Annotated in this window: 13 protein-coding genes; 5 read left to right on the top strand and 8 right to left on the bottom strand. The window is 73.1% G+C overall.

Going from position 1 to position 21654, the window contains the following annotated elements; all coding sequences use genetic code 11:
• The 4 genes from M3673_RS10255 (at position 1) to M3673_RS10240 (ending at position 3307) form a co-directional block, all read left to right on the top strand.
• Complete coding sequence (locus M3673_RS10255) at positions 1 to 522, top strand: PH domain-containing protein (protein WP_193661082.1); 522 nt, start codon at positions 1 to 3, stop codon at positions 520 to 522.
• Positions 523 to 548: 26 nt separating this feature from the next.
• Positions 549 to 1520, top strand: coding sequence for a co-chaperone YbbN (locus M3673_RS10250; protein WP_251533446.1), 972 nt, complete (start codon positions 549 to 551; stop codon positions 1518 to 1520).
• Between the two features lie 14 nt (positions 1521 to 1534).
• The gene (locus tag M3673_RS10245; protein ID WP_251533445.1) at positions 1535 to 2290 is read left to right on the top strand and encodes an EI24 domain-containing protein; all 756 of its coding nucleotides are present in this window, start codon (positions 1535 to 1537) and stop codon (positions 2288 to 2290) included.
• Between the two features lie 66 nt (positions 2291 to 2356).
• Positions 2357 to 3307: a hypothetical protein gene (locus M3673_RS10240; protein WP_251533444.1), complete on the top strand. Its 951-nt coding sequence runs from the start codon at positions 2357 to 2359 to the stop codon at positions 3305 to 3307.
• A 68-nt stretch (positions 3308 to 3375) separates the two neighbouring features.
• Here the strand turns inward: M3673_RS10240 and M3673_RS10235 are convergent, their stop codons facing one another.
• From M3673_RS10235 to M3673_RS10205, 7 genes are all read right to left on the bottom strand, one after another.
• On the bottom strand, positions 3376 to 4149 hold the full coding sequence (locus M3673_RS10235; protein WP_056864159.1) for an NUDIX hydrolase: 774 nt from the start codon (positions 4147 to 4149) through the stop codon (positions 3376 to 3378).
• Between the two features lie 70 nt (positions 4150 to 4219).
• Positions 4220 to 5506 carry an acetamidase/formamidase family protein gene (locus M3673_RS10230; RefSeq protein ID WP_251533443.1) on the bottom strand — a complete coding sequence of 429 codons (1287 nt, stop codon included), beginning with the start codon at positions 5504 to 5506 and terminating at the stop codon, positions 4220 to 4222.
• A 73-nt stretch (positions 5507 to 5579) separates the two neighbouring features.
• Positions 5580 to 7772, bottom strand: a complete 2193-nt coding sequence (gene glgB, locus M3673_RS10225) for a 1,4-alpha-glucan branching protein GlgB (RefSeq protein ID WP_251533442.1) — start codon at positions 7770 to 7772, stop codon at positions 5580 to 5582.
• Positions 7769 to 9247: a hypothetical protein gene (locus M3673_RS10220; protein ID WP_251533441.1), complete on the bottom strand. Its 1479-nt coding sequence runs from the start codon at positions 9245 to 9247 to the stop codon at positions 7769 to 7771. The genes glgB and M3673_RS10220 overlap by 4 nt, the downstream gene beginning before the upstream one ends.
• Positions 9244 to 11097 (bottom strand): maltose alpha-D-glucosyltransferase, encoded by a 1854-nt coding sequence (gene treS / locus M3673_RS10215; RefSeq protein ID WP_082500235.1) that lies wholly within the window; start codon positions 11095 to 11097, stop codon positions 9244 to 9246. The genes M3673_RS10220 and treS overlap by 4 nt, the downstream gene beginning before the upstream one ends.
• Entirely contained in the window at positions 11094 to 13094 is a 2001-nt protein-coding gene (locus M3673_RS10210) for an alpha-1,4-glucan--maltose-1-phosphate maltosyltransferase (RefSeq protein ID WP_285839319.1), read from the bottom strand. Before M3673_RS10210 ends, treS begins: the two co-directional genes overlap by 4 nt.
• 112 nt (positions 13095 to 13206) lie before the next feature.
• Positions 13207 to 16641, bottom strand: coding sequence for a M36 family metallopeptidase (locus M3673_RS10205; RefSeq protein WP_251533439.1), 3435 nt, complete (start codon positions 16639 to 16641; stop codon positions 13207 to 13209).
• A 138-nt stretch (positions 16642 to 16779) separates the two neighbouring features.
• On the opposite strand from M3673_RS10205, the gene glgP reads away from it, so the two are divergent.
• Positions 16780 to 19368 (top strand): alpha-glucan family phosphorylase, encoded by a 2589-nt coding sequence (gene glgP / locus M3673_RS10200; protein WP_251533438.1) that lies wholly within the window; start codon positions 16780 to 16782, stop codon positions 19366 to 19368.
• 27 nt (positions 19369 to 19395) lie between these two features.
• Here the strand turns inward: glgP and glgX are convergent, their stop codons facing one another.
• Positions 19396 to 21591 carry a glycogen debranching protein GlgX gene (gene glgX / locus M3673_RS10195; protein WP_251533437.1) on the bottom strand — a complete coding sequence of 732 codons (2196 nt, stop codon included), beginning with the start codon at positions 21589 to 21591 and terminating at the stop codon, positions 19396 to 19398.
• Positions 21592 to 21654 lie beyond the last annotated feature (63 nt).

The raw sequence follows: 21654 nt of genomic DNA, 5'->3' as shown, positions 1-21654 counted from the left end.
GTGGGTCTGCTCCGCAGCTGGGGCGACCCCCAGATCCACAAGCACCTCCTGCGCGACGAGGGCGAGGTCATCGTCGACGAGGTGCTGCACCACTGGACGGCCTACGTGCGCCCGGTGCTCGAGGGGGTGCTCGGTCTCGTGGTGCTCGTCGGGGCGGCCTTCGTGCCGATGGGTGCCGCCTGGGTGCTGCTCGTGGCGGCCTTCGTGCTGCTGCTGCGGGCCGGGTGGGGAGTGCTGCGCGAGCACCGCGACCGCTTCGTCATCACCAACATGCGCGTCTTCCGCGTCCACGGGGTGCTCTCGAGCAACCTCGCCACCATGCCGCTGAGCCGCATCCTCGACATCACCGTCGTCAAGCCGCTGCACGGGCGGCTGCTCGGCTTCGGCCACTTCGTCTTCGAGTCGGCGGCCCAGGAGCAGGGCCTGCGCGACGTGAGGTACGTCGGTCGCCCCGACGAGCGCGACCTCGCGATCCAGCGCGTCGTGCAGCGCTCCGGCCTGCGCGGCCCGCGCGTCAACTGAGACCGGCCTTCCCTAGGATTGGCCCCATGACGCAGCAGCCGTTCTCCCGCCCCGGTGCCATCGACCTCTCGGCCCTCAAGCGGCCCGCGCCCGCGGCGCCCGCCGCGCCGGCCGCTCCCGGGGCCCCGGGCGGTGCCGGGGGCCCGGCCGCGGGCGGCGGGGGTGGCTCGTCCTACGCCGTGGAGGTGACCGAGGAGAGCTTCCAGGCCGTCGTCGAGCAGTCGATGACCGCGCCGGTGCTGCTCGTCTTCTACTCCCGCACCCGCATGCCCGAGAGCGGCCAGCTCGCCGACGACCTCGCGACGCTCTCGGCGGAGTTCGAGGGCCGCTTCCTCGCCGGACTCGTGGACATCGACGCCGCCCCCGGCATCGCCCAGGCCATGCAGATCCCCTCGATCCCGCTGGTCGTGGCCGTGCTCGACGGCCGCCCCGCGCCGCTCTTCCAGGACGTGCTGCCGCTCGCGGAGCTGCGCACCGCGCTCACCCAGGTCGTGCAGCAGCTCACCGCGCAGGGCATGACCGGTCGCCACCAGCCCCGCGGTGCCCAGGCCGAGCCCGGCGCGGAGGGCGAGGAGGAGCCCGCCGTCGACCCCCGCTACGCCCCCGCCCAGGACGCCCTGGCCGCCGGCGACGTCGACCGGGCGGTCGCGGAGTACCAGAAGCTGGTCTCGGCCAACCCCGCCGACGCCGAGGCCGCGGCCGGCCTGGCCATGGCCACGGTCCTCCAGCGCACCCAGGGCGTCGACGAGGCCGCCGTGCGCGCCGACGCCGACGCGCGCCCCGACGACGTCGACGCCCAGACCCTCGTCGCCGACCTCGACCTGGTGCTGGGACAGGTCGACGAGGCCTTCGCGCGGCTGGTCGAGCTGGTGCGGCGTACGACGGGCGACGAGCGCACCGCCGCGCGCGAGCACCTCCTCGGGCTCTTCGCCGCCGTGGGCAACGACGACCCGCGCGTGCTGCGCGGGCGCCAGGGCCTCGCCAACGCCCTCTTCTGAGGGGCGAGGAGCCGGTGACCCCGCTGGGCTTCGGGCAGGGCGTGGCCTACCTCGGCCGCGGCTTCGCGATGTGGCGGCGCCGGCCCGGGCTGATGGCCCTCGGCATGGTGCCGGCGCTGATCGTGCTCGTCGTGGTGGTCGCCGCGCTGGTGGGGCTGCTGCTTACCGTCGACGACCTGGTGGGCTGGGCCACGCCCTTCGCCGACGGCTGGGCCGAGGTCGCCCGGGTCGCGCTGCGCGTCGGGCTCGGGGTGCTGGTGGTGCTGGGCTTCCTGCTGGTCGCCTCGCTCACCTTCACCGGCCTCACGCTCGCCGTCGGTGACCCCTTCTACGAGCGGATCTGGCGCGAGACCGAGACCATGCTCGGGGGCGAGGCGCCCGGAGACGGGCTGGGCTTCTGGCGCTCCGCGCGCGATGCCGGCGTGCTCGTGGGGCTGGGCCTGGTGACCGGCCTGCTGGTGCTGCTGATCGGCCTGCTGCCCGTGGTGGGCGCCGTGGTCGGCGCCGTGCTCGGGGTCGTGGTCTCCGGGCGGCTGCTGGCCGCCGAGCTGGTCTCGCGGCCCCTGGAGGCCCGCGGCATCGACCGGCACGGGCGGCGGGCGCTGCTGCGCGAGCACCGTGCCGCGCTGCTCGGCCTCGGCACCGCCACCCAGCTGTGCTTCCTGGTGCCCCTGGGCGCCGTGGTCGTCATGCCGGCCGCGGTGGTCGCCTCCACCTGCCTGGCCCGCGACGCCCTCGACGCCGCAGCCGCCCGCCCGGTGGGCGGCTGAGGAAGCTCGTCCACAGCCCAGGCGCAGCGTGCTAGCGAGGGTCCTCCGCCTCGGCGACGATGGGGCATGCCTCTGGACCGCGACGAGCTCGACCACCTGCTCGACCGCGTGCAGGACCGCACGGTCTCGCGCCGGCAGATCCTGGCTCTCGGCGGCGCCGACCACGACATCGCCCGCCTGGTCCGGCGACGTGAGCTCGTGGCCGTGCACCCCGGTGCGTTCGTGGCGCACACCGGGGTGCCCACCTGGCGCCAACGGGCGTGGTGTGCGGTGCACGCACGCTGGCCGGCCGCCCTGGCGCGTGAGTCGGCGCTGCCCGGACCGCCGGCCGACGCCCCGATCCAGATCGCGGTCGACCTCCGCCGCACGGTCAGGCCGTTGGCCGGTGTCGTGGTGCACCGCACGGCGGACCTGGAGGGTCGCGTGCTCTGGCAGGCGACTCCGCCGCGGGTCCGGCGCGAGCACGCGGTGATCGACGTGATCGCCGGGGACGACCCTGCCCGCCGCTTCGGTGTGCTGGCCGCGGCCTGCCACGACCGGCAGACCACCCCCGAACGCGTCAGGGTGGCGCTCGACGCCCGGGGGAGGGTGCGTGGTCGCGAGGTCATCGAGGCGATGCTGGACGACCTGACCGCGGGTGCCTGCTCCACCCTCGAGCGGGCGTTCCGCGAGCGTGTCGAGTCGCCCCACGGTCTCCCGACGGGCGCCCGCCAGGTCCGTGCCGGTGCAGGCGAGGTCGCCACGGTGCGCGACGTGGAGTACCTGGGGCTCGGCCTGGTGGTCGAGCTCGACGGACGGGCGTTCCACGCCGACCGTGCCGCCTGGGACGCCGACCACCAGCGCGACCTCGAGGCACTCGTCTCCGGGCGGAGCACCGTGCGGCTCACCTGGGGTCAGGTGACCGCAGCACCGTGTCGTACGGCGGGCCACCTGGCCGCGCTGCTGCGTCGCGCTGGTTGGTCCGGCGCGTCACGACGGTGCCCGCGGTGCCCGTCGGGCGAGGCGCCGCCCCGTTGACTCGTGGATCGCACACACCTGGTGCGTGGGATCCACGAGCGGTCGGTGCCCGAGCGGCTCGTCCGCCCTCAGCGGCCGCTCTCGGTGTACGCCGGGGCGCCGGTGGGGTCGGCGACACGGGCCAGGGCGGCCTCGACGCGGCGCGCGGTGAAGTCGGCGCAGTGCTCACGGACCTCCGCGGGGGTGCAGAACTGCGCGGAGCGGATCTCGCGGGCCTGCTCGACGATCGAGGCGGTGATCGAGGCGGGGTGGACGCCGCCGTCGTAGACCAGGCAGAGCGCGTCGTCCCACCCGCTCCACGGGGGCAGCCAGTCGGTCAGCAGCAGATCGCCGGCGGGGATCTGCAGCGCGAGCTCCTCCTCGACCTCGCGGGTGACGGCCTCGCGGGGGGCCTCGCCGACCTCGACGACCCCGCCGGGCAGGTCCCAGTCCTGCTTGTAGGTGAGGCGGCACAGCAGCACGCGCCCCTCCTCGTCGCGCACCAGCATCTGGCTGATAGCGCGCTTGCGCGGCAGGAAGGAGTTGAGCAGCTCGCGGAAGCCGGCCGGCTCGTGCACCGGGGTGTCGGTGGCCAGGCGGGCGTAGACGACGCGGTCCACGGGCCCGCCGTCGACGGTCACCCCGCGCATCACGCCCTCGCGGCGCATGCCCGACCAGGTGGCCAGACGCTGGCCGCCCTCGTCGTCGGGGTCCACCAGGGCCTCCACCCGCGGGTGGTCGACCAGGGCGGCGGCGACCTCGCGGCGCACGACGTCGACGTTCTCCCCGGGCTCCCAGCTGATCCGGGCCACGCCCTCGGCGACGGTCGCGACGCTCGGCTGGACGGTCGGTTCCTGGCTCACCGGGCCAGCCTAGTCAGGCCCCGGGAGGAGCGACCGCCCAGCCGCGGGTGTCGCCGCCGGTCGGTCGCGGTCAGGCGAAGTCGGCCTTGCGGATGAGCGCGTGGATGCCGGTGGTGCGGTCCACGACCTGCGAGCACTGGAAGTCGGCGGCCGCCGAGAGGTAGGCGTAGGCCACCGGACCGGCCATGCCGCGCTCCTCGACGAGGAAGGCCAGCGCCTGCCGCACGGCGTCCTTCATGGCCAGGTCGAGGCTGGTGGCGTTGCCGCCGCCCTCGGGGCCGTCGGGGTCGCTGAGACCGATGGGGATCCAGAAGTCACGGTTCTCGGCGAAGGGCTGCTCGAAGGCCTGGGCGGGTGCGCCGCGGCTGCCGCGCTTGACCACGCTCAGGCGCAGCGTGGGACGCAGCGAGCCCTCCATCGCGGTCAGCGCGACCTCGCCGTCGCCCTGGGCCATGTGCGGGTCGCCGGCGAAGAACATCGCCCCGGCGACCTGCACGGGCAGGTAGAGCGTGGAGCCGACGGTGAGGTCGTTGATGTCGATGTTGCCGCCGGTGTAGGTCGGCGGCACCGAGTCGACCAGGGCGGTCGTGTCGCGGGCGACGCCCATCATCCCCAGGAACGGGTGCAGGTCGAAGCCCACGGGCACGTCGCCGGGCAGGCGACCCCGCAGCCCGCCGCGGGACCTCACGACCTCGGTGAAGACGCTGATGTTCCCGCCCTCGTTGACGTACGCCGCGTGCGCCGGGTCGCCCACGAACCGCTCGGGGTACTCGCCGGGCAGCGCGCCCTTGCCGTGGCGGTTGGACACCACGCCGTAGGGCACCCGCAGGGGCAGGTCGAGCACGTCGACGCGCAGGACGTCGCCCGGCTCGGCGCCGCGCACCGCGACGGGCCCGGTGACGACGTGGGGTCCGGGGCCGTCGTGCGGGGTGCGGGCGGCCACCTCGACGGCGTCGCGCAGCACGTGGCGCTCGGGCACACCGAAGGAGCCGAAGTACTCGCGGGGGTCCTGGCCCTGGTCCTCGAGCAGGCCCTCGTGGGAGAGGGTGTCGAGGGTGACCACGTCGCCGGAGGAGACCACGGCGACGGGCTCGCTGAGCCGGTTGGGCAGCCGGCCCCACAGCACCTCCTCGGCGCGTGCCCGCACGTAGCGACCGCGCGTCGGACCCGTGCCGGGCTGCAGCACGCGGACCGGCCCGCGGGGTCCGCCCGCCGGCGCCCGACGTCCGGGTGAGGCACCCGCCGGGACGCCGGCCGCGCCGAGGGCCCCGGCGCCGACGGCGCCCGCGGCCGCCCCGCGCAGGAGGGCTCGTCGGGCGAGGGAGGACAGGTGGTCAGGGGTTCCCGAGACGGTCATGACCACCAACCCACCAGGTGCGTGTTACCCGCCCGTGTCGGAGCGTCACGGGCGGGTAACACCTTGCCCGGGGTCAGGGCCGGCGGCGCAGCCAGACGGTCGCGAGCGGCGGCACCACGACGTCGGCGTGGGCCGGCTGACCGACGTGCTCGCCCGGCACGGCGACGACCGAGCCGAGGTTGCCGACGCCGGAGCCGGTGTAGCCGCTGGAGTCGGTGTTGAGCACCTCCTCCCACTCACCGGCCGCGGGCAGGCCGAGCCGGTAGTCGTGGTGGGGGATCGCGGAGAAGTTCGTCACGCAGACCAGGTCGGCCGCGCCCTCGCCGCCGTGGCGCACGAAGGAGAACGTGTTGCGCCCGGCGTCGTTGGCGTCGATCCAGCGGAAGCCGCTCGGGTCGTGGTCGAGCGCCCACAGCGCCGGGGTGTCGACGTAGGTGCGGTTGAGGTCGCGCACCAGGGAGTGCACGCCGCGGTGCTCGGGGTGGTCCAGCAGCCACCAGTCGAGCTCGCGCGACTCCGCCCACTCCGACTCCTGGCCCATCTCGGCGCCCATGAACAGCAGCTGCTTGCCGGGGTGGGCCCACATGAAGCCGAGGTAGGCGCGCAGGTTGGCCAGCTGCTGCCAGCGGTCGCCGGGCATCTTGCGCAGCAGCGACCCCTTGCCGTGCACGACCTCGTCGTGGCTGATCGGGAGCACGTAGTTCTCCGACCAGGCGTAGACGAGGGAGAAGGTCATCTCGCCGTGGTGGTGGGCGCGGTGGACCGGCTCGTGGGCGACGTAGTCGAGCGAGTCGTGCATCCAGCCCATGTTCCACTTGAAGCCGAAGCCCAGGCCGTCGGCGGAGGTCGGGCGGGTCACGCCGGGCCAGGAGGTCGACTCCTCGGCGATGGTCACGATCCCGGGCACCCGCTTGTAGGCGGTGGCGTTCATCTCCTGCAGGAACTGCACGGCCTCGAGGTTCTCCCGCCCGCCGTGGACGTTGGGGGTCCACTCGCCCTCCTCGCGGGAGTAGTCGAGGTAGAGCATCGAGGCGACGCCGTCGACGCGCAGCCCGTCGGCGTGGAACTCCTCGAGCCAGTAGATCGCGTTGGCGTAGAGGAAGTTGCGCACCTCCGGCCGCCCGAAGTTGAAGATGTGGGAGCCCCACTCCTTGTGCCAGCCGCGCTGGGGGTTGGGGTCCTCGTAGAGCGGGGTGCCGTCGAAGCGGGCCAGCGCCCACTCGTCGGTGGCGAAGTGGCCGGGCACCCAGTCGAGGATGACGCCGATGCCGGCCTGGTGCAGCCGGTCGACGAGGCGGCGGAAGCCGTCGGGGTCGCCGAAGCGGGAGTCGGGGGCGAAGTAGGAGGTGACGTGGTAGCCCCACGAGCCGCCGAAGGGGTGCTGCATCACCGGCATCAGCTCGACGTGGGTGAAGGCGAGGTCGGCGAGGTAGCCGACCAGGTCGTCGGCCAGCGCGTCGTAGTCCCACATCGAGCCGTCGTGGTGCTTCTTCCACGACGCCAGGTGCATCTCGTAGACGCTCATCGCCTCGGCGACCGGCTGCTTGGCGGCCCGCGCCTCCATCCACTCCTGGTCGGCCCAGGTGTGGGTCGACTCGTAGACCTTCGAGGCGGTCGCGGCGGGCACCTCGGCCCACGCCGCCATCGGGTCGGCCTTCTCCAGCCAGCGGCCCTCGGCGGTGAGGATCGCGAACTTGTACGCCGTGCCGCTGCCGACGCCCGGGACGAAGAGCTCCCAGACCCCCGACGTGCCGAGCTGGCGCATCGGGTGCTGACGACCGTCCCAGCCGTTGACCTCCGAGATCAGCCGCACGCCGCGCGCCGCGGGTGCCCAGACCGCGAACGACGTGCCGGACACCCCGCCCTCGTAGTGGCGCACGTGGGCGCCGAGCACGGTCCACAGCAGCTCGTGACGGCCCTCGTTGATGAGGTGGAGGTCCATCTCGCGCACGGTCGGCAGGAAGCGGTAGGGGTCGTCGACCTCGTGCGGCTCGCCGTCGTAGGCGACCAGCAGCCGGTAGTCGGGCACCTCGTCGACGGGGAGCACACCGACCCAGACGCCCTCGTGCTCGTGGGTCAGCGCGGTCTCGCCCCAGGCGCCGCGCACGGTGACGCTGGAGGCGAGCGGCCTCAGCGCGCGCACCGTCACGCCGCCGGGGCCCGGGTGGGCGCCGAGCACCGCGTGCGGGTCGCCGTGCTGCCCCGAGACGAGCAGGTCGAGCTCCTCGGTGGGGACGGGGACGGGGTGCTGGCTCTGCGGGGTCATGCCGCTCCGATCTCAGCCACGGCCGCGAGCGGGATGTCCACCCAGGCCGGACGGTTGCGGGTCTCGTAGACGGTCTCGTAGACCGCCTTGTCGGCGAGGTAGGCGGCGAGCAGCACGTGCTCGGCCTCGCTCATGTCACCACCGCTGTAGGCGGTGAGGAAGTGGTTGCGGCTGCGGTGGGCCCACTCGGCGGCGCGCACGCTGCGCTGCTCGGCGCCCGAGGGGTCCTCCTCCAGCAGCTGGCGCTCGACCACGCGCGGGGCGTAGTCGAAGGAGCGCAGCATGCCGGCGACGTCGCGCCAGGGGGAGTCGGGCAGCAGCCGCTCGTGCAGGGGCTTGGCCGGCTCGCCCTCGAAGTCGACGATCTTCCAGCCCTTGGCGGTGCGCAGGGTCTGGCCCAGGTGCAGGTCGCCGTGCACGCGCTGCACCTCGACCTCGCCGAGCGAGGCGACGCGGTCGTAGGCGGCGCGCAGGCCCGCGGCGTGGGTCGCGAGGCCCGGCTGCACCGCGGTGGCCGCCTCGAGCCGCGCGGTCATGGCCGCACCGATCCCCGCGGTCTCCTCGGCGCCCAGCACCCGGGTCGGGAACTGCTCGGCCAGCAGGGCGTGGATCTCGCGCAGGGCCTCGCCGAGCCGGGTGGCCTCGCCGGCGAAGTCGCCACCGACCTCGTGGGCGTGCAGCTCGGGGTCGGCGAAGAGGTTGCGCACGCTGGACAGGGCGAGGTCCCAGCCGTCGCTGGCGGTGCGGAGGAACTGCTGCAGCATCGCCAGCTGCACCACCGCGCCCGTGCCGCCGTCGGCGGTCTCGTCCATCCAGTCCAGCCAGCCGTAGAGGGCGGCCACCTTGTCGCTGTCGGAGCGGGTGAGGACCTCGTGCACCTGGATGTCGGGGTTGACGCCCACGGTCACCTTGCGGAAGACCTTCATCAGCGAGTCCTCGCCGTAGGCCACCGAGGAGTTCGACTGCTCACCGGAGAAGAGCGTGGAGTGCACGTCGGTGTCGAGCTCGTGGCCGGGCAGCCGGTGGAAGGCCATGGTGCTGCGCTCGTCGGTCATGTTGCCGCCGGGGCGCGAGGCGGCCTGGTGGAAGGAGCGCAGCCAGCCCGCCATCGCACGGCGGTCGTGGAGCGCGTCGTAGGCGTGGACCCAGCCCAGGCCCGGCTCCTCCCACCAGCCGATGAAGGCGTGGTCGAGGCGGGGCTCGGGGTCGGTGTAGAAGGCCAGCGGCACCTGGTAGAGCTCCACGGCGTCGGGCGCGTCGGCGGCGACGTCGGAGTAGGTCAGCTCGACGAGGTGCACCGCCACGGTGGGCGGGCCCTCCACCTGGCCGGGCAGGATCCCGATGCGGCGGATCGCGCTGACCGCGAAGGGGCGACCCTTGCCGGCGAACCAGCGGGTGCGGCCCAGGTAGTCGACGAAGACCTGGGGGTCCAGGTGGGTCGGGGGCGTGGTCGGGGGTGTCGTCGGGTCGCTCACAGCAGCTGTCCCTCGTGCGGTTTGTCGCTCGGTGTCAGGCGGAACCAGTAGAACCCGTAGCCGGCCAGGGTCAGCAGGTAGGGCAGCTCGCCGATCTCGGGGAAGGAGACCCCACCCAGCAGCTCCACGGGCCGGCAGCCCTCGTAGCGGCGCAGGTCGAGCTCGACCGGCTGCGGGAAGCGGGAGAGGTTGTTGACGCAGAGGATGGTGTCCTCGGTGCCGTCGTCGGCGACGTGCGTGCGCACGTAGGAGAGCACCGTGGAGTTGGAGCCGCCGAGGTCGTGGAAGTCGCCGAGACCGAAGGCCGGGTGGTTGCGGCGCGCGTGGATCATGCGGCGCGTCCAGTGCAGCAGCGAGGAGGAGTTCTCCAGCTGCGCCTCGACGTTGACCGACTCGTAGCCGTAGATCGCGTCCTGCACCACCGGCAGGTCCAGGCGGCCGGGGTTGGCCGAGGAGAAGCCGGCGTTGCGGTCGGAGGTCCACTGCATCGGGGTGCGCACGCCGTCGCGGTCGCCGAGCCAGATGTTGTCGCCCATGCCGATCTCGTCGCCGTAGTAGAGCACCGGGCTGCCGGGCAGCGAGAGCAGGAGCGCGTTGAAGAGCTCGATCTGGTTGGTGTCGTTCTCCAGCAGCGGCGCCAGCCGTCGGCGGATGCCGATGTTGGCCTTCATGCGGGGGTCCTTGGCGTACTCCGACCACATGTAGTCGCGGTCCTCGTCGGTGACCATCTCCAGGGTCAGCTCGTCGTGGTTGCGCAGGAAGATGCCCCACTGGCAGTTGTGGGGGATCGCCGGGGTCTGCTCGAGGATCTCCGAGATCGGGAAGCGCGACTCGCGGCGCACGGCCATGAAGATGCGCGGCATCACCGGGAAGTGGAAGGCCATGTGGCACTCGTCGCCGCCGGACTCGAAGTCGCCGAAGTACTCCACCACGTCGTTGGGCCACTGGTTGGCCTCGCACAGCAGCACGCGACCGGGGTAGTGCTCGTCGACGTAGGACCTGACGGTGCGCAGGAAGTCGTGGGTCTCGGGGAGGTTCTCGCCGTCGGTGCCGGGGCGCTCGTAGAGGTAGGGCACGGCGTCGAGCCGGAAGCCGTCGAGGCCCATGTCGAGCCAGAACGACATGGCCTCGATCATCGCCTCGTGGACCTTCGGGTTGTCGAAGTTCAGGTCGGGCTGGTGGGAGAAGAAGCGGTGCCAGAAGTACTGCTGGCGCACGGGGTCCCAGGTCCAGTTCGAGGGCTCGGTGTCGACGAAGATGATGCGGGCGTCGGAGTAGAGCTCGTCGGTGTCGGACCAGACGTAGAAGTCGCCGTAGGGGCCGTCGGGGTCGGAGCGGCTGGCCTGGAACCACGGGTGCTGGTCGCTGGTGTGGTTCATGACGAAGTCGATGATCACGCGGATGCCGCGCTCGTGGGCCTGCTCGAGGAAGTAGCGGAAGTCCTCGATCGAGCCGATCTGGGGCAGCACGCCGGTGTAGTCGGCGACGTCGTAGCCGCCGTCGCGCAGCGGGCTGGGGAAGAACGGCGGGATCCACAGGCAGTCGACGCCCAGCCACTCGAGGTAGTCGAGCTTCTCGACCAGGCCGCGGAAGTCGCCGGTGCCGTCGCCGTTGGAGTCGCGGAAGGAGCGGACCAGCACCTCGTAGAACACGGCGGTCTTGAACCAGTCGGGCGTGGAGTACGCCGCCTCCCCGGCGTCGACGCCGGAGCTGGTGTGGCCGTCCTCGACGGGGTCGGCGCCCAGCGGCGGACCCTCGGGCGCCGGGCCGGGGCCGTCGTGCTGGTCCTCGACCGGGTCGGTGCGGGTCTCGGTGCGGGTCTCAGGGCGGGTGTCGGGGCTGGTGCTCATGCGGTCCTCCTGACGGAGAAGACGTGGGCGGGCTCGTGGTGGGGGTCGAGGCGCACGTAGTTGTGCTGGCTCCAGGTCCAGGCCTCGCCGGAGATCTCGTCGGTGACGAGGAAGGAGTCGCCCCACTCCATGCCCATCGCGGGCAGGTCGAGGTGGACGGTGGTCTCGCGGGTGGCGTGGGGGTCGAGGTTGAGCACGACGAGCACCGTGTCGTCGCGACCGGCCCCCGCGGCACTGCCCGGGGGCAGCTGCTTGCTGTAGACGAGCACGTTCTCGTCGTCGCTGGCGTGGATCACCACGTTGCGCAGCTGCTGGAGCGCGGGGTGGGCGCGCCGGATCTCGTTGAGCCGCGTGAGGTACGGCGCGAGCGTGCGGCCCTCGGCCTCGGCGCCCTCCCAGTCGCGGATGCGGATCTGGTACTTCTCCGAGTCGAGGTACTCCTCGCTGCCGGGGCGCACCGCGACGTGCTCGTAGAGCTCGTAGCCGGCGTAGACCCCCCACGTGGGGGAGCTGGTGGCGGCCAGCGCGGCGCGGATCTTGAACGCGGCGGGGCCGCCGTACTGCAGGAAGCCGTGGAGGATGTCGGGGGTGTTGACGAAGAAGTTCGGCCGCATCATGTGGTCGGTCTCCGAGGACAGCTCGCGCAGGTAGTCCTCGATCTCCCACTTGGCGGTGCGCCAGGTGAAGTAGGTGTAGGACTGGTGGAAGCCGACGGCGCCCAGCCCGCGCATCATCGCCGGGCGGGTGAAGGCCTCGGCCAGGAAGAGCACGTCGGGATCGGTGCGGCGCACCTCCTTGAGCAGCCACTCCCAGAAGGCCACCGGCTTGGTGTGGGGGTTGTCGACCCGGAAGATCCGCACGCCGTGGGCCATCCAGTGCCGCACGACCCGCAGCACCTCGCGGCAGATGCCGCGGGGGTCGTTGTCGAAGTTGACCGGGTAGATGTCCTGGTACTTCTTCGGCGGGTTCTCGGCGTAGGCGATGGTGCCGTCGGCGCGGGTGGTGAAGAACTCGGGGTTGGTGGTCACCCACGGGTGGTCGGGCGCCGCCTGGAGCGCGAGGTCGAGGGCGACCTCGATGTCGAGCTCGCGCGCGCGGGCCACGAAGGCGTCGAAGTCCTCGAGCGTGCCCAGGTCGGGGTGGATCGCGTCGTGGCCGCCGTCCTTGGACCCGATCGCCCACGGCGAGCCCGGGTCGTCGGGGCCGGGGGTCAGGGTGTTGTTGGGTCCCTTGCGGTTGACCTCGCCGATGGGGTGGATCGGGGGCAGGTAGAGCACGTCGAAGCCCATGGCCGCGACCGCGTCGAGCCGCTTCGCCGCCGTGCGGAACGTGCCGCTGGTGACCGCTCCCGTGGTCTCGTCTCGGGTCGCGCCCTCCGAGCGCGGGAAGAACTCGTACCAGCTGCCGAAGAGCGCCCGGGGGCGGTCGGCGTAGAGCGGGAAGGGGCCCTCGACGGTGACCAGCTCGCGCACGGGGTGGGCCAGCAGCACCGCCTCGAGGGCGGGGTCCTGGAGGGCGGCCAGGCGTGCCTCGACCGGGCGCTGCTCGTCGACCGCGGCGGCCAGACCGGCCGCCACCAGCTCGGCGCCCCGACGGTCGTCGGCGGCCAGGTGCTCGCGCACCTGCTCGAGCAGCAGGCGGCCCTCGGTGAACATCAGGTCGACGTCGACGCCGGCGGGCACCTTGAGGCCCGCGGCGTGCTGCCAGGTGGCGATCGGGTCGGACCAGGCGTGCACCTCGAAGGACCAGGCGCCACCGGCGTCGGGGGTCACCCACGCCTCGTAGTGGTCGGGCGTCGTGGGGTGCTTGGCCATGCGCACGGGGGCGCGGCGCTCCCCGTCGGGGCCGACCAGCACCACCTCGGCGCCGAGCTTGTCGTGGCCCTCGCGGAAGACCGTGGCCGACACCGGCATCGGCTCGCCCACGGTGGCCTTCGCGGGGAGCCGACCGAGGTCGACGAGGGGCATGACGTTCATGACTGGGATGCGTCCGACCATGCGTCCACCCAACCGGCCTGCCCGCGGCGTTGCAAGGCAGGAGACGCGTCGACACCCCTGCGGGTGACCGCAGGGGTGTCGACGTACGGCGGCGGGCCCGGGCCCGCGCGACTCAGCGGGTGAAGACCTGCAGCTCCGCGGCGTGAACGATCGTGCCGCGGTCGGAGGCCGTGGCGCAGTCGGTGTCGTTGAGCGGGTCGGCGTCGGACTCACCGGCGTAGCCGGCGAAGCCGGTGCACTGGTTCTCCAGGGTCACCAGGCGCACGGCCGAGGCCTGGACAGCGCCGATGCGGAAGCTGCGCATGGTCTGGTCGGGCGCCACCGGGCGGGGGCGCCTGCCCGGGAAGGCGTCGGCCTGCGACACGAAGACCCGCTTCCAGGTGGCCCGCGGGCCCGAGCAGCCCGAGGTGCACACCTCGATCGCGAACTTCCGCAGCGCGGTGAAGCGGGAGCCGGAGTCGGGGTCCTCGTCGACGGCCAGCGGCAGCGCCTCGGGGTCGGCCGGGGCGGGGGTCAGCAGGGCGCTGACCTGGACCCGGCGGATCGTGTGCCGGCCGCCGGCGAGGTCCACCGACACCGAGGGGCGGGAGACGTCGACGTTCTGCGTGGTCACGCCGCCCCAGTTGGTGGCCTCGGTGCCGTCGATGAGGAAGGCGGCGTTGCGCGAGCCCTCGGTGGCGGCGAGGACCGTGGCGCCGGACGCCTTCGCGGCGAGGTTGGTGGCCCCGCCGATCCGCACGGTCTGGGCACCGGGGCGCACCGTCATGGTGAAGCGGCGGAAGCCCTGCTTCTCCGAGACCGCGAGCATCTCGTAGCGGCCCGGCACGAAGGCGGCGGTGTCCCGCAGCCGTCGGGTCGACCGGGACAGGTCGGCCACCGGGGTGGCGCGGGCCTCGTAGTGGCCGACGTAGACCTCGGTGTCGGGAGCCGCACCGGTGAAGCGCACGGCGCCGTTGCGCTGGCGGGGGGAGGCGAAGCTGGGCACGGTGGCCTCGGAGTCGGCGTCGGGCACCGAGGCGCCCTTGCCCATGCCGCGCTGGGCGAAGGCCTTCCACATGACGGCCTGGTCCTTGCCCTCGAAGCGCATCCGGTCGGCGGCCAGCATGGCGTCGCGGGCGTCGAGCATCGAGGTGGCGCCCTGCTGGAGCAGGAAGGAGTCGAACATCAGCTGGACCCAGCGGCGGTTGCCCGGGCACAGGTTGGCCGGCAGCGGCGAGACGGTCTGGTCACCCTGGGCGCAGCGCAGCTGGAGCCGCTCGTCGGCGTAGGGGAAGCGGTCGTCCCACTTGCGCACGAGCGCCTGGCGCACCGACCACTGGGTGCCGTTCCAGATCTCCCCGTCGGCGTGGACCTCCGCGCCGGTGGTGTCGAAGCCGTAGTCGGAGTAGTTCAGCGGGTTCTCGTCGATGGAGTAGTCGCGGATGGCCACCGACGTGTTGCCGGTGGCGTAGACGCCGACGGCCCAGATGTTGCCGCCGTTGTCGTAGCCGTGGCTGAACTGGTACTCCGCGGCCACCAGGTCGCTCCACGACTCACCCATCGCGCCGCCCTGCTCGGAGGTCAGGCCCTCGTCGGGCCCGGCGACCATCCGGTTGCTGATGGCGTGGGTGTACTCGTGGCCGACGATGCCCATGTCGAGCCCGCCGTCGGTGCAGGGGGCGTAGAAGGCCCCGGCGATGGGCTGGAAGAGGTACTGGTTGGTGATGCCGGGGATGCCGTCCTGCAGGGCGATCTGGTTGGCGTTGTCGCGCCCGAGGCCGGTGAGGTACGTCGCGCCCGTGAGGGCTCCGGCCTGGGCGTTGCCGATCTCCTGGTCGCCGCCGACGCCGCCGCGCCCGTGGTTGTCGAGCTGGAGGTTGTAGTTCTCCTCGGTGAAGCCGAGGTAGTAGGAGTAGTCGTGCATGCGGTTGTGCGAGACGAACAGGTTGCCCACCGAGGCGTCGATGTCGTTGCCGCCCGGCACGAGCTGGGCGGGATCGCACCGGGAGTTGTTCCAGGCGTCGGTGAACTCGGTGGTGTAGTCACGGGTGGGGGAGACCGGTGCCTGGAAGAAGCCGCCCGGGGTCAGCGGGCTGCCCCAGGCCTCGTGGGTGTTGGCGTTGTTGCCCACCGTGGTCAGCGTCGGCACGGTGCCGCCGACGGTGTCCCACGGCCCGACCGCGGCGGGGTTGCGGAAGGGGCCGGTCGGCGTGGTGCAGCCGGCGCCCTGGACCCAGCAGCCGATGACGGAGTTGGTCGGTGTGGCCTCGCCGAGGCTGGTCATGGCGGGGTTGGCGGGGTTGGCGGTGAAGTAGCGCCAGCGCGGGTCGGGCAGGCCGGTGCCGGTCTCGGGAGCGCCCTCGTCGCTGGTCGAGACGGTCAGGGCGTACTGCCCGACGACCACCGAGGACGCGTCGAAGGGGCACACCTGCACCGAGTAGACCCCGGCCGGGATCTCCTCGGCGGTGTAGGTGAGCACCTCGGGGCTGGTCAGCAGGTCCTGGGCGAGCAGCAGGTCGCCGTCGGGGCCGAAGAGCTTGACGGTGAGGTCGTCGACCGGCGCGGCGATGCCGACGGCGTTGATGGAGCGGGTCAGGTCGTCGCCGAGCTCGAAGGTGTGCATCGGCCCGCACGCGGTGGCGGTGACGGAGCCGGTGAAGACGTCGTCGTACATCGCGTTCTCGACCTGGTTCTGCCGCACGAGGACGTCGCCGGTGACGGCGTCGACCAGGGAGGTGTAGGCGAAGGCGTCGCCCGCCTCGGTGTCGACGACGTTGGCCTCGAGGACGGGGCGCACGGAGCCGTCGGGCATCGGGAGGGCACGCAGGCGCACCTGCTGCTCCTGGGCGAAGCCCGGCACCTGCAGCCGGGTCCAGCCGCCGGAGACGGAGTCGACGACGTCGTCGACGAGTCCGGTGTCGAAGGTGGGGCGCACGTCGCGGGTGGCGGCCACCCAGCCCTCGAGCGGGCTGAGCGAGGCCGCCGGGGGCGCGGCGGTGGTGCGCGCGAGGGAGGAGGAGACGTAGGCGACGGTGCCGTCGGCGGCGACGCCGACGGTGACCAGGCCGCCCCGGGCGGGGGCCAGCCCGCCGAAGTCCTGGCGCAGGAGCACGGCGCGGGCCGCGGTGTCGGGCATCGCCTGGTCGTTGACCAGCACCAGGCCGGCCAGGTCGGCGGGGCGCAGCCCGAAGAGGCCCGCGTGGTCGGCCAGCCAGGCGCGGGCGGTCTGCACGGGGGTGCCGGTGTCGGGGCCGAGGACGCCGTCGGCGGGCAGGATCGAGGAGGGCGTGCCGGAGGCGTTCCACCGCAGGTCCACGTCGCCGAGCGCGGCGACGGCGGCGCGCTGCGAGGCCAGGGGCGCGACCGCGTCGCGCACGTCGAGGTCGGCGAGCCCGGCGACCGGGTCGCCGAGGGTGACCACGTCGTCGGGGTGGAGGGCGGCGTCGGCCGTGGCCGCGACCGGGGAGGTGCCGGCCACGGCCGGCAGCTGCGTGAGACCGGGCAGCACGGCCGCGGTCAGCAGGGCGAGGGCGGCCGTGGTGCGACGGCGCCTGGCGGGAGGTGTCATGGCCAGCACAACGGCGGGTGCGGGCCCGACGTTATGCGCGGGCACGCCACGAAACACGAACGTGACACGGCGCCGCCGGGCGGTCCCACCTCGGCGGCGCCTCTTGGAACGATCAAGTCCAGCCGCTACCTTGCCGGGATGCGCGCCATCCGCCGGTTCACCGTCCGTCCCGTGCTGCCCGAGTCCCTCGCTGCGCTCGGCGAGCTCGCGGGCAACCTGCGCTGGTGCTGGCACCCGCCGACGCAGGACGTGTTCGCCGCCGTCGACCCCGCCCTGTGGGAGTCCAGCGGTCGCGACCCGGTCCGCCTGCTCGGTGCGGTCTCGCGGGCCCGCCTCGACGCGCTGGCCCGCGACGAGGCCTTCCTGGCCCGACTGGAGGAGGCCCGTGCCGACCTCGCGGCCTACCTCGGCTCGCAGCGGTGGTACCAGCGGGCCACCGCGAGCGGCTCGCTGGAGGGTCCGCGCGCGGTCGCCTACTTCTCCCCGGAGTTCGGGATCACCTCGGTGCTGCCGCAGTACTCCGGGGGCCTCGGCATCCTGGCCGGCGACCACCTCAAGGCCGCCAGCGACCTCGGTGTGCCGGTGGTGGGCGTCGGCCTGCTCTACCGCCACGGGTACTTCACCCAGGCGCTGTCGCGCGAGGGGTGGCAGCAGGAGACCTACCCGGTGCTCGATCCCGACGAGCTGCCGATCTCCCTGCTGCGCGAGCCCTCGGGGGAGCGCGCGCTCATCAGCCTGGCCATGCCCGACGGACCCGAGCTGCTCGCCCGGATCTGGGTGGCCTCGGTCGGACGGGTGCCGCTCCTCATGCTCGACACCGACGTCGAGGGCAACCCCGAGCACTACGTCGACGTCACCGACCGCCTCTACGGCGGCACCAGCGAGCACCGCCTGCGCCAGGAGCTGCTGCTGGGCGTCGGCGGTGTGCGCGCCCTGCGCGCCTTCGCCCGCATCACCGGCCACCCCGCTCCCGAGGTCTTCCACACCAACGAGGGCCACGCCGGCTTCCTGGGCCTGGAGCGCATCCGCGAGCTCACCGCCGACCCCGCCGGACCGGGGCTGGACTTCGACACCGCGCTCGAGATCGGCCGCGCCTCCACGGTCTTCACCACCCACACGCCGGTGCCGGCCGGCATCGACCGCTTCTCGCGCACCCTGGTCGAGCAGTACTTCTCCGACGCCGGTCCGACCCCCGGGGTGCCGGTGGAGCGCGTGCTCGCCCTGGGCGCCGAGGACTACCCCGGCGGCGACGCCGGCGTCTTCAACATGGCCGTCATGGGCTTCCGCCTGGCCCAGCGCGCCAACGGCGTCTCGCTGCTGCACGGCGAGGTCAGCCGCGGCATGTTCCACGGCCTGTGGCCGGCCTTCGACGAGGCGGAGGTGCCGATCGGGTCGATCACCAACGGCGTGCACGCCCCGACCTGGGTGGCCCGGGAGATCCTCGAGCTGGCGGCCGGCGAGGGCGCCGACCCCGACGGCGACGACACCGAGGCCTTCTGGGCGGCGGTCGACACCGTGCCGGCGGAGCGGATGTGGGCGGTCAAGCGGCAGCTGCGCGAGCGGCTGGTGCACGAGGCGCGCCGGCGACTGGTCGCCTCCTGGGAGCACCGGGGCGCCTCGCGCGCCGAGCTCGGCTGGGTGGACTCCGCGCTGGACCCCGACGTGCTCACGGTGGGCTTCGCCCGCAGGGTGCCGTCGTACAAGCGACTCACGCTGATGTTGCGCGACCCGGCCCGCCTCACGCGGCTCCTGCTCGACCCCGACCGCCCGGTGCAGCTGGTGATCGCGGGCAAGTCGCACCCCGCCGACGACGGCGGCAAGCGGCTGATCCAGGAGCTGGTGCGCTTCGCCGACGACCCCGCGGTGCGGCACCGCATCGTCTTCCTGCCCGACTACGACATCGCCATGGCCCAGCCGCTGTACCCCGGCTGCGACGTCTGGCTCAACAACCCCCTGCGGCCCTACGAGGCCTGCGGCACCTCGGGGATGAAGGCCGCGCTCAACGGCGGGCTCAACCTCTCCGTCCTCGACGGGTGGTGGGACGAGTGGTACGACGGGGAGAACGGCTGGGCCATCCCGTCGGCCGACGGCGTGGAGGACACCGAGCGCCGCGACGACCTCGAGGCCGACGCGCTCTACACGCTGCTGGAGAACGAGGTCGCGCCCCGCTTCTACGACGTCGACGCCGCCGGCGTGCCGACCCGGTGGGTCGAGATGCTGCGCCACACGCTGAAGTCGCTGGGGCCGAAGGTGCTCGCGACGCGCATGGTGCGCGACTACGTGCGCACCCTCTACGCCCCGGCCGCGGCCACCTCGCGGGCGCTGGGCGCCGAGGAGTCGGGGGCCCGGGAGCTCGCGACCTGGAAGGCGCGGGTCCGCGCGGCGTGGCCGGGCGTGCGCGTCGAGCACGTGGAGTCCAGCGGGGTCGGCGACGCCCCCGAGGTGGGCGCGGTGCTGAGCGTGCGCGCCTTCGTGGCCCTCGGCGACCTGGCGCCCGACGACGTCACCGTGCAGCTGGTGCACGGCCGCGCCACCGGCGAGGACGAGCTGGTCGACACCGTCGCCGTCGACCTCGCCGTCGGCGAGACCTACGAGGGGGGCCGCCACCGCTTCGACGGCGAGGTCGTGCTCGACCACTCGGGGCCCTTCGGCTACACCGCGCGGGTCGTGCCGCGGCACCCGCTGCTGGCCTCGGTCGCCGAGCTGGGCGTGGTGGCCCTGCCCTGACCTCCGGGTGCGTCCGGGCCGCGGCGGCTACTCGGTCTGCTGGAGCACCAGCACCGAGCGGCTGCCCAGCACCAACCCGTCGCCGGCCTTGACGGCGGTGCCGACCGGCAGCTCGACGTCGGTGCTCACCACGACCTCCCCCGCGCGCACCCAGTCGTTGACCGGCAGCTCGATGCGGCTCGGTCGCGAGCTGGAGTTGAGCCAGATCATGAACGAGCTGTCGAATTGCTGCTGCCCGCGCGGGCCGGGGGAGCGCAGCGGCGCGCCCGACAGGAAGAGGGCGACCGTCTTCAGACCGTGGTCGTGCCAGTCGGCGTCGGTCATCTCCCGGCCCGTCGGGTGGATCCACGCGAGGTCCTTCGGACCGCCGCGGATGGTGGGTCGCCCCTCGAACCAGTGCCGCTGGCGCAGCGCGGCGTGGTCGCGACGCAGCCGGAGCGCGGCCTTCGTGACGCGCAGGACGTCGAGCCAGGCGTCGTCGTCGGACCAGTCGATCCACGACAGCTCGTTGTCCTGGCAGTAGGCGTTGTTGTTGCCGCGCTGGGTGCGCCCGCGCTCGTCGCCGGCGGTGATCATCGGGACGCCGTTGGACAGGCAGAGCGTGGCCATCATGTTGGCGGCCTGACGCCGGCGCAGCTCGAGCACCTCGGCGTCGTCGGTGTCGCCCTCGACGCCGTGGTTCCAGGAGCGGTTGTTGTCGGTGCCGTCGCGGTTGTCCTCGCCGTTGGCCTCGTTGTGCTTGTGGTCGTAGGACACGACGTCGCGCATCGTGAAGCCGTCGTGGGCGGTGACGAAGTTGACCGAGTTGTAGGCCGAGCGGCCGTCGTCGGCGTAGAGGTCGGAGGAGCCGGCGAGCCGGGTCGCGACCCGGTGGATGCCCGATGACTGTCCCCGCCAGAAGTCACGGATGGTGTCGCGGTACTGGTCGTTCCACTCCACCCACGGCGGGGGCATCCGGCCCACGAGGTAGCCGTCCATCGAGGCGTCCCACGCCTCGGCGATGAGCTTCACGTGGCGCAGGATCGGGTCCTGGCCGATGGCGGTGAGCAGCGCGCAGCGCATGTCGATGTCGTAGCCGGTGCGGGTCAGCGCCGACATCAGGTCGAAGCGGAAGCCGTCGACGTGCATCTCGGTGACCCAGTAGCGCAGCGAGTCGAGGATGAGCCGCAGCGCCTGCGGGTCGTCGGTGTTGACCGTGTTGCCGCAGCCGGTGACGTCCCAGTAGGTGTCGACGAAGGTCGACGCCCCGGTCTTGTCGTCCACGGTGGGCTTGACCCGCTTGTAGAAGCCGCGGTCGTCGAGGCCGCGGAAGGACAGCGTGGGGCCGAGCGGCCCCGCCTCGGCGGTGTGGTTGTAGACGACGTCGAGGATGACCTCCAGGCCGGCCTGGTGGAAGGCCTTGACCATCTTCTTGAACTCCACCACCTGCTCGCCGCGATCGCCCGTGGCGGCGTAGGCGTGGTGGGGGGCGAAGTAGCCGATGGAGTTGTAGCCCCAGTAGTTCGACGCGCCGCGCTCGGTCAGGCCGGGCTCGGAGACGAACTCGTGGATGGGCAGCAGCTCGACGGCCGTGACCCCGAGGTCCTTGAGGTAGTCGATGACCGCGGGGTTGGCCAGGCCGGCGTAGGTGCCGCGCAGCCACTCGGGGACCCGGGGGTGCAGCTGCGTCATGCCCTTGACGTGGGCCTCGTAGATCACCGTGTCGCGCCAGCGGCGCCGCATGGGCGTGTCGCCCTCCCAGTCGAAGGAGGTGTCGACCACGACGCTGCGCGGCACGTGGGGCGCGGAGTCCTCGTGGTCCTGCTCCGACGGTGCGCCGCGGACGTAGCCGAAGGTCGCGGCATCGGGGGTGTAGTCGCCCGAGACCGCCAGGCCGTAGGGGTCGAGCAGGAGCTTGGCGGGGTTGAACCGCATGCCGCGCTCGGGGTCCCACGGGCCGTCGACGCGGTAGCCGTAGCGGGTGCCGCGCGGCAGGGCGGGCAGGGCGCCGTGGAAGATGCCCAGCGACCGCTCGGTGAGCGGGTAGCGGGTCTCCACGTCGGGCCCGGGTCCGTCGGGGCCCTCGGGGCCGTCCTCGAAGATGCAGACCCACGCCTCGGTCGCCGCCGGGGCGTAGACCGCGAAGTTGGTCGACTCCTGGCTCCAGGTCGCGCCGAGGGGCCAGTTGCGGCCGGGCCAGACCGGCGAGGTCTGGCCGAGGTGGGTCCACTTGGTCGGTGTCACGGCATGCATCATCGCCGATGGTGGCAGCATGCCGGAGGACTACCGCCCAAACCCGGGCCCAGC

This window comes from Nocardioides sp. P86 (genome assembly GCF_023712465.1).
In the GTDB taxonomy this organism is placed as follows: domain Bacteria; phylum Actinomycetota; class Actinomycetes; order Propionibacteriales; family Nocardioidaceae; genus Nocardioides; species Nocardioides kribbensis.
The sequence above is the reverse complement of the archived record's forward strand: the minus strand, read 5'-3'. Positions and strand labels throughout refer to the sequence as shown.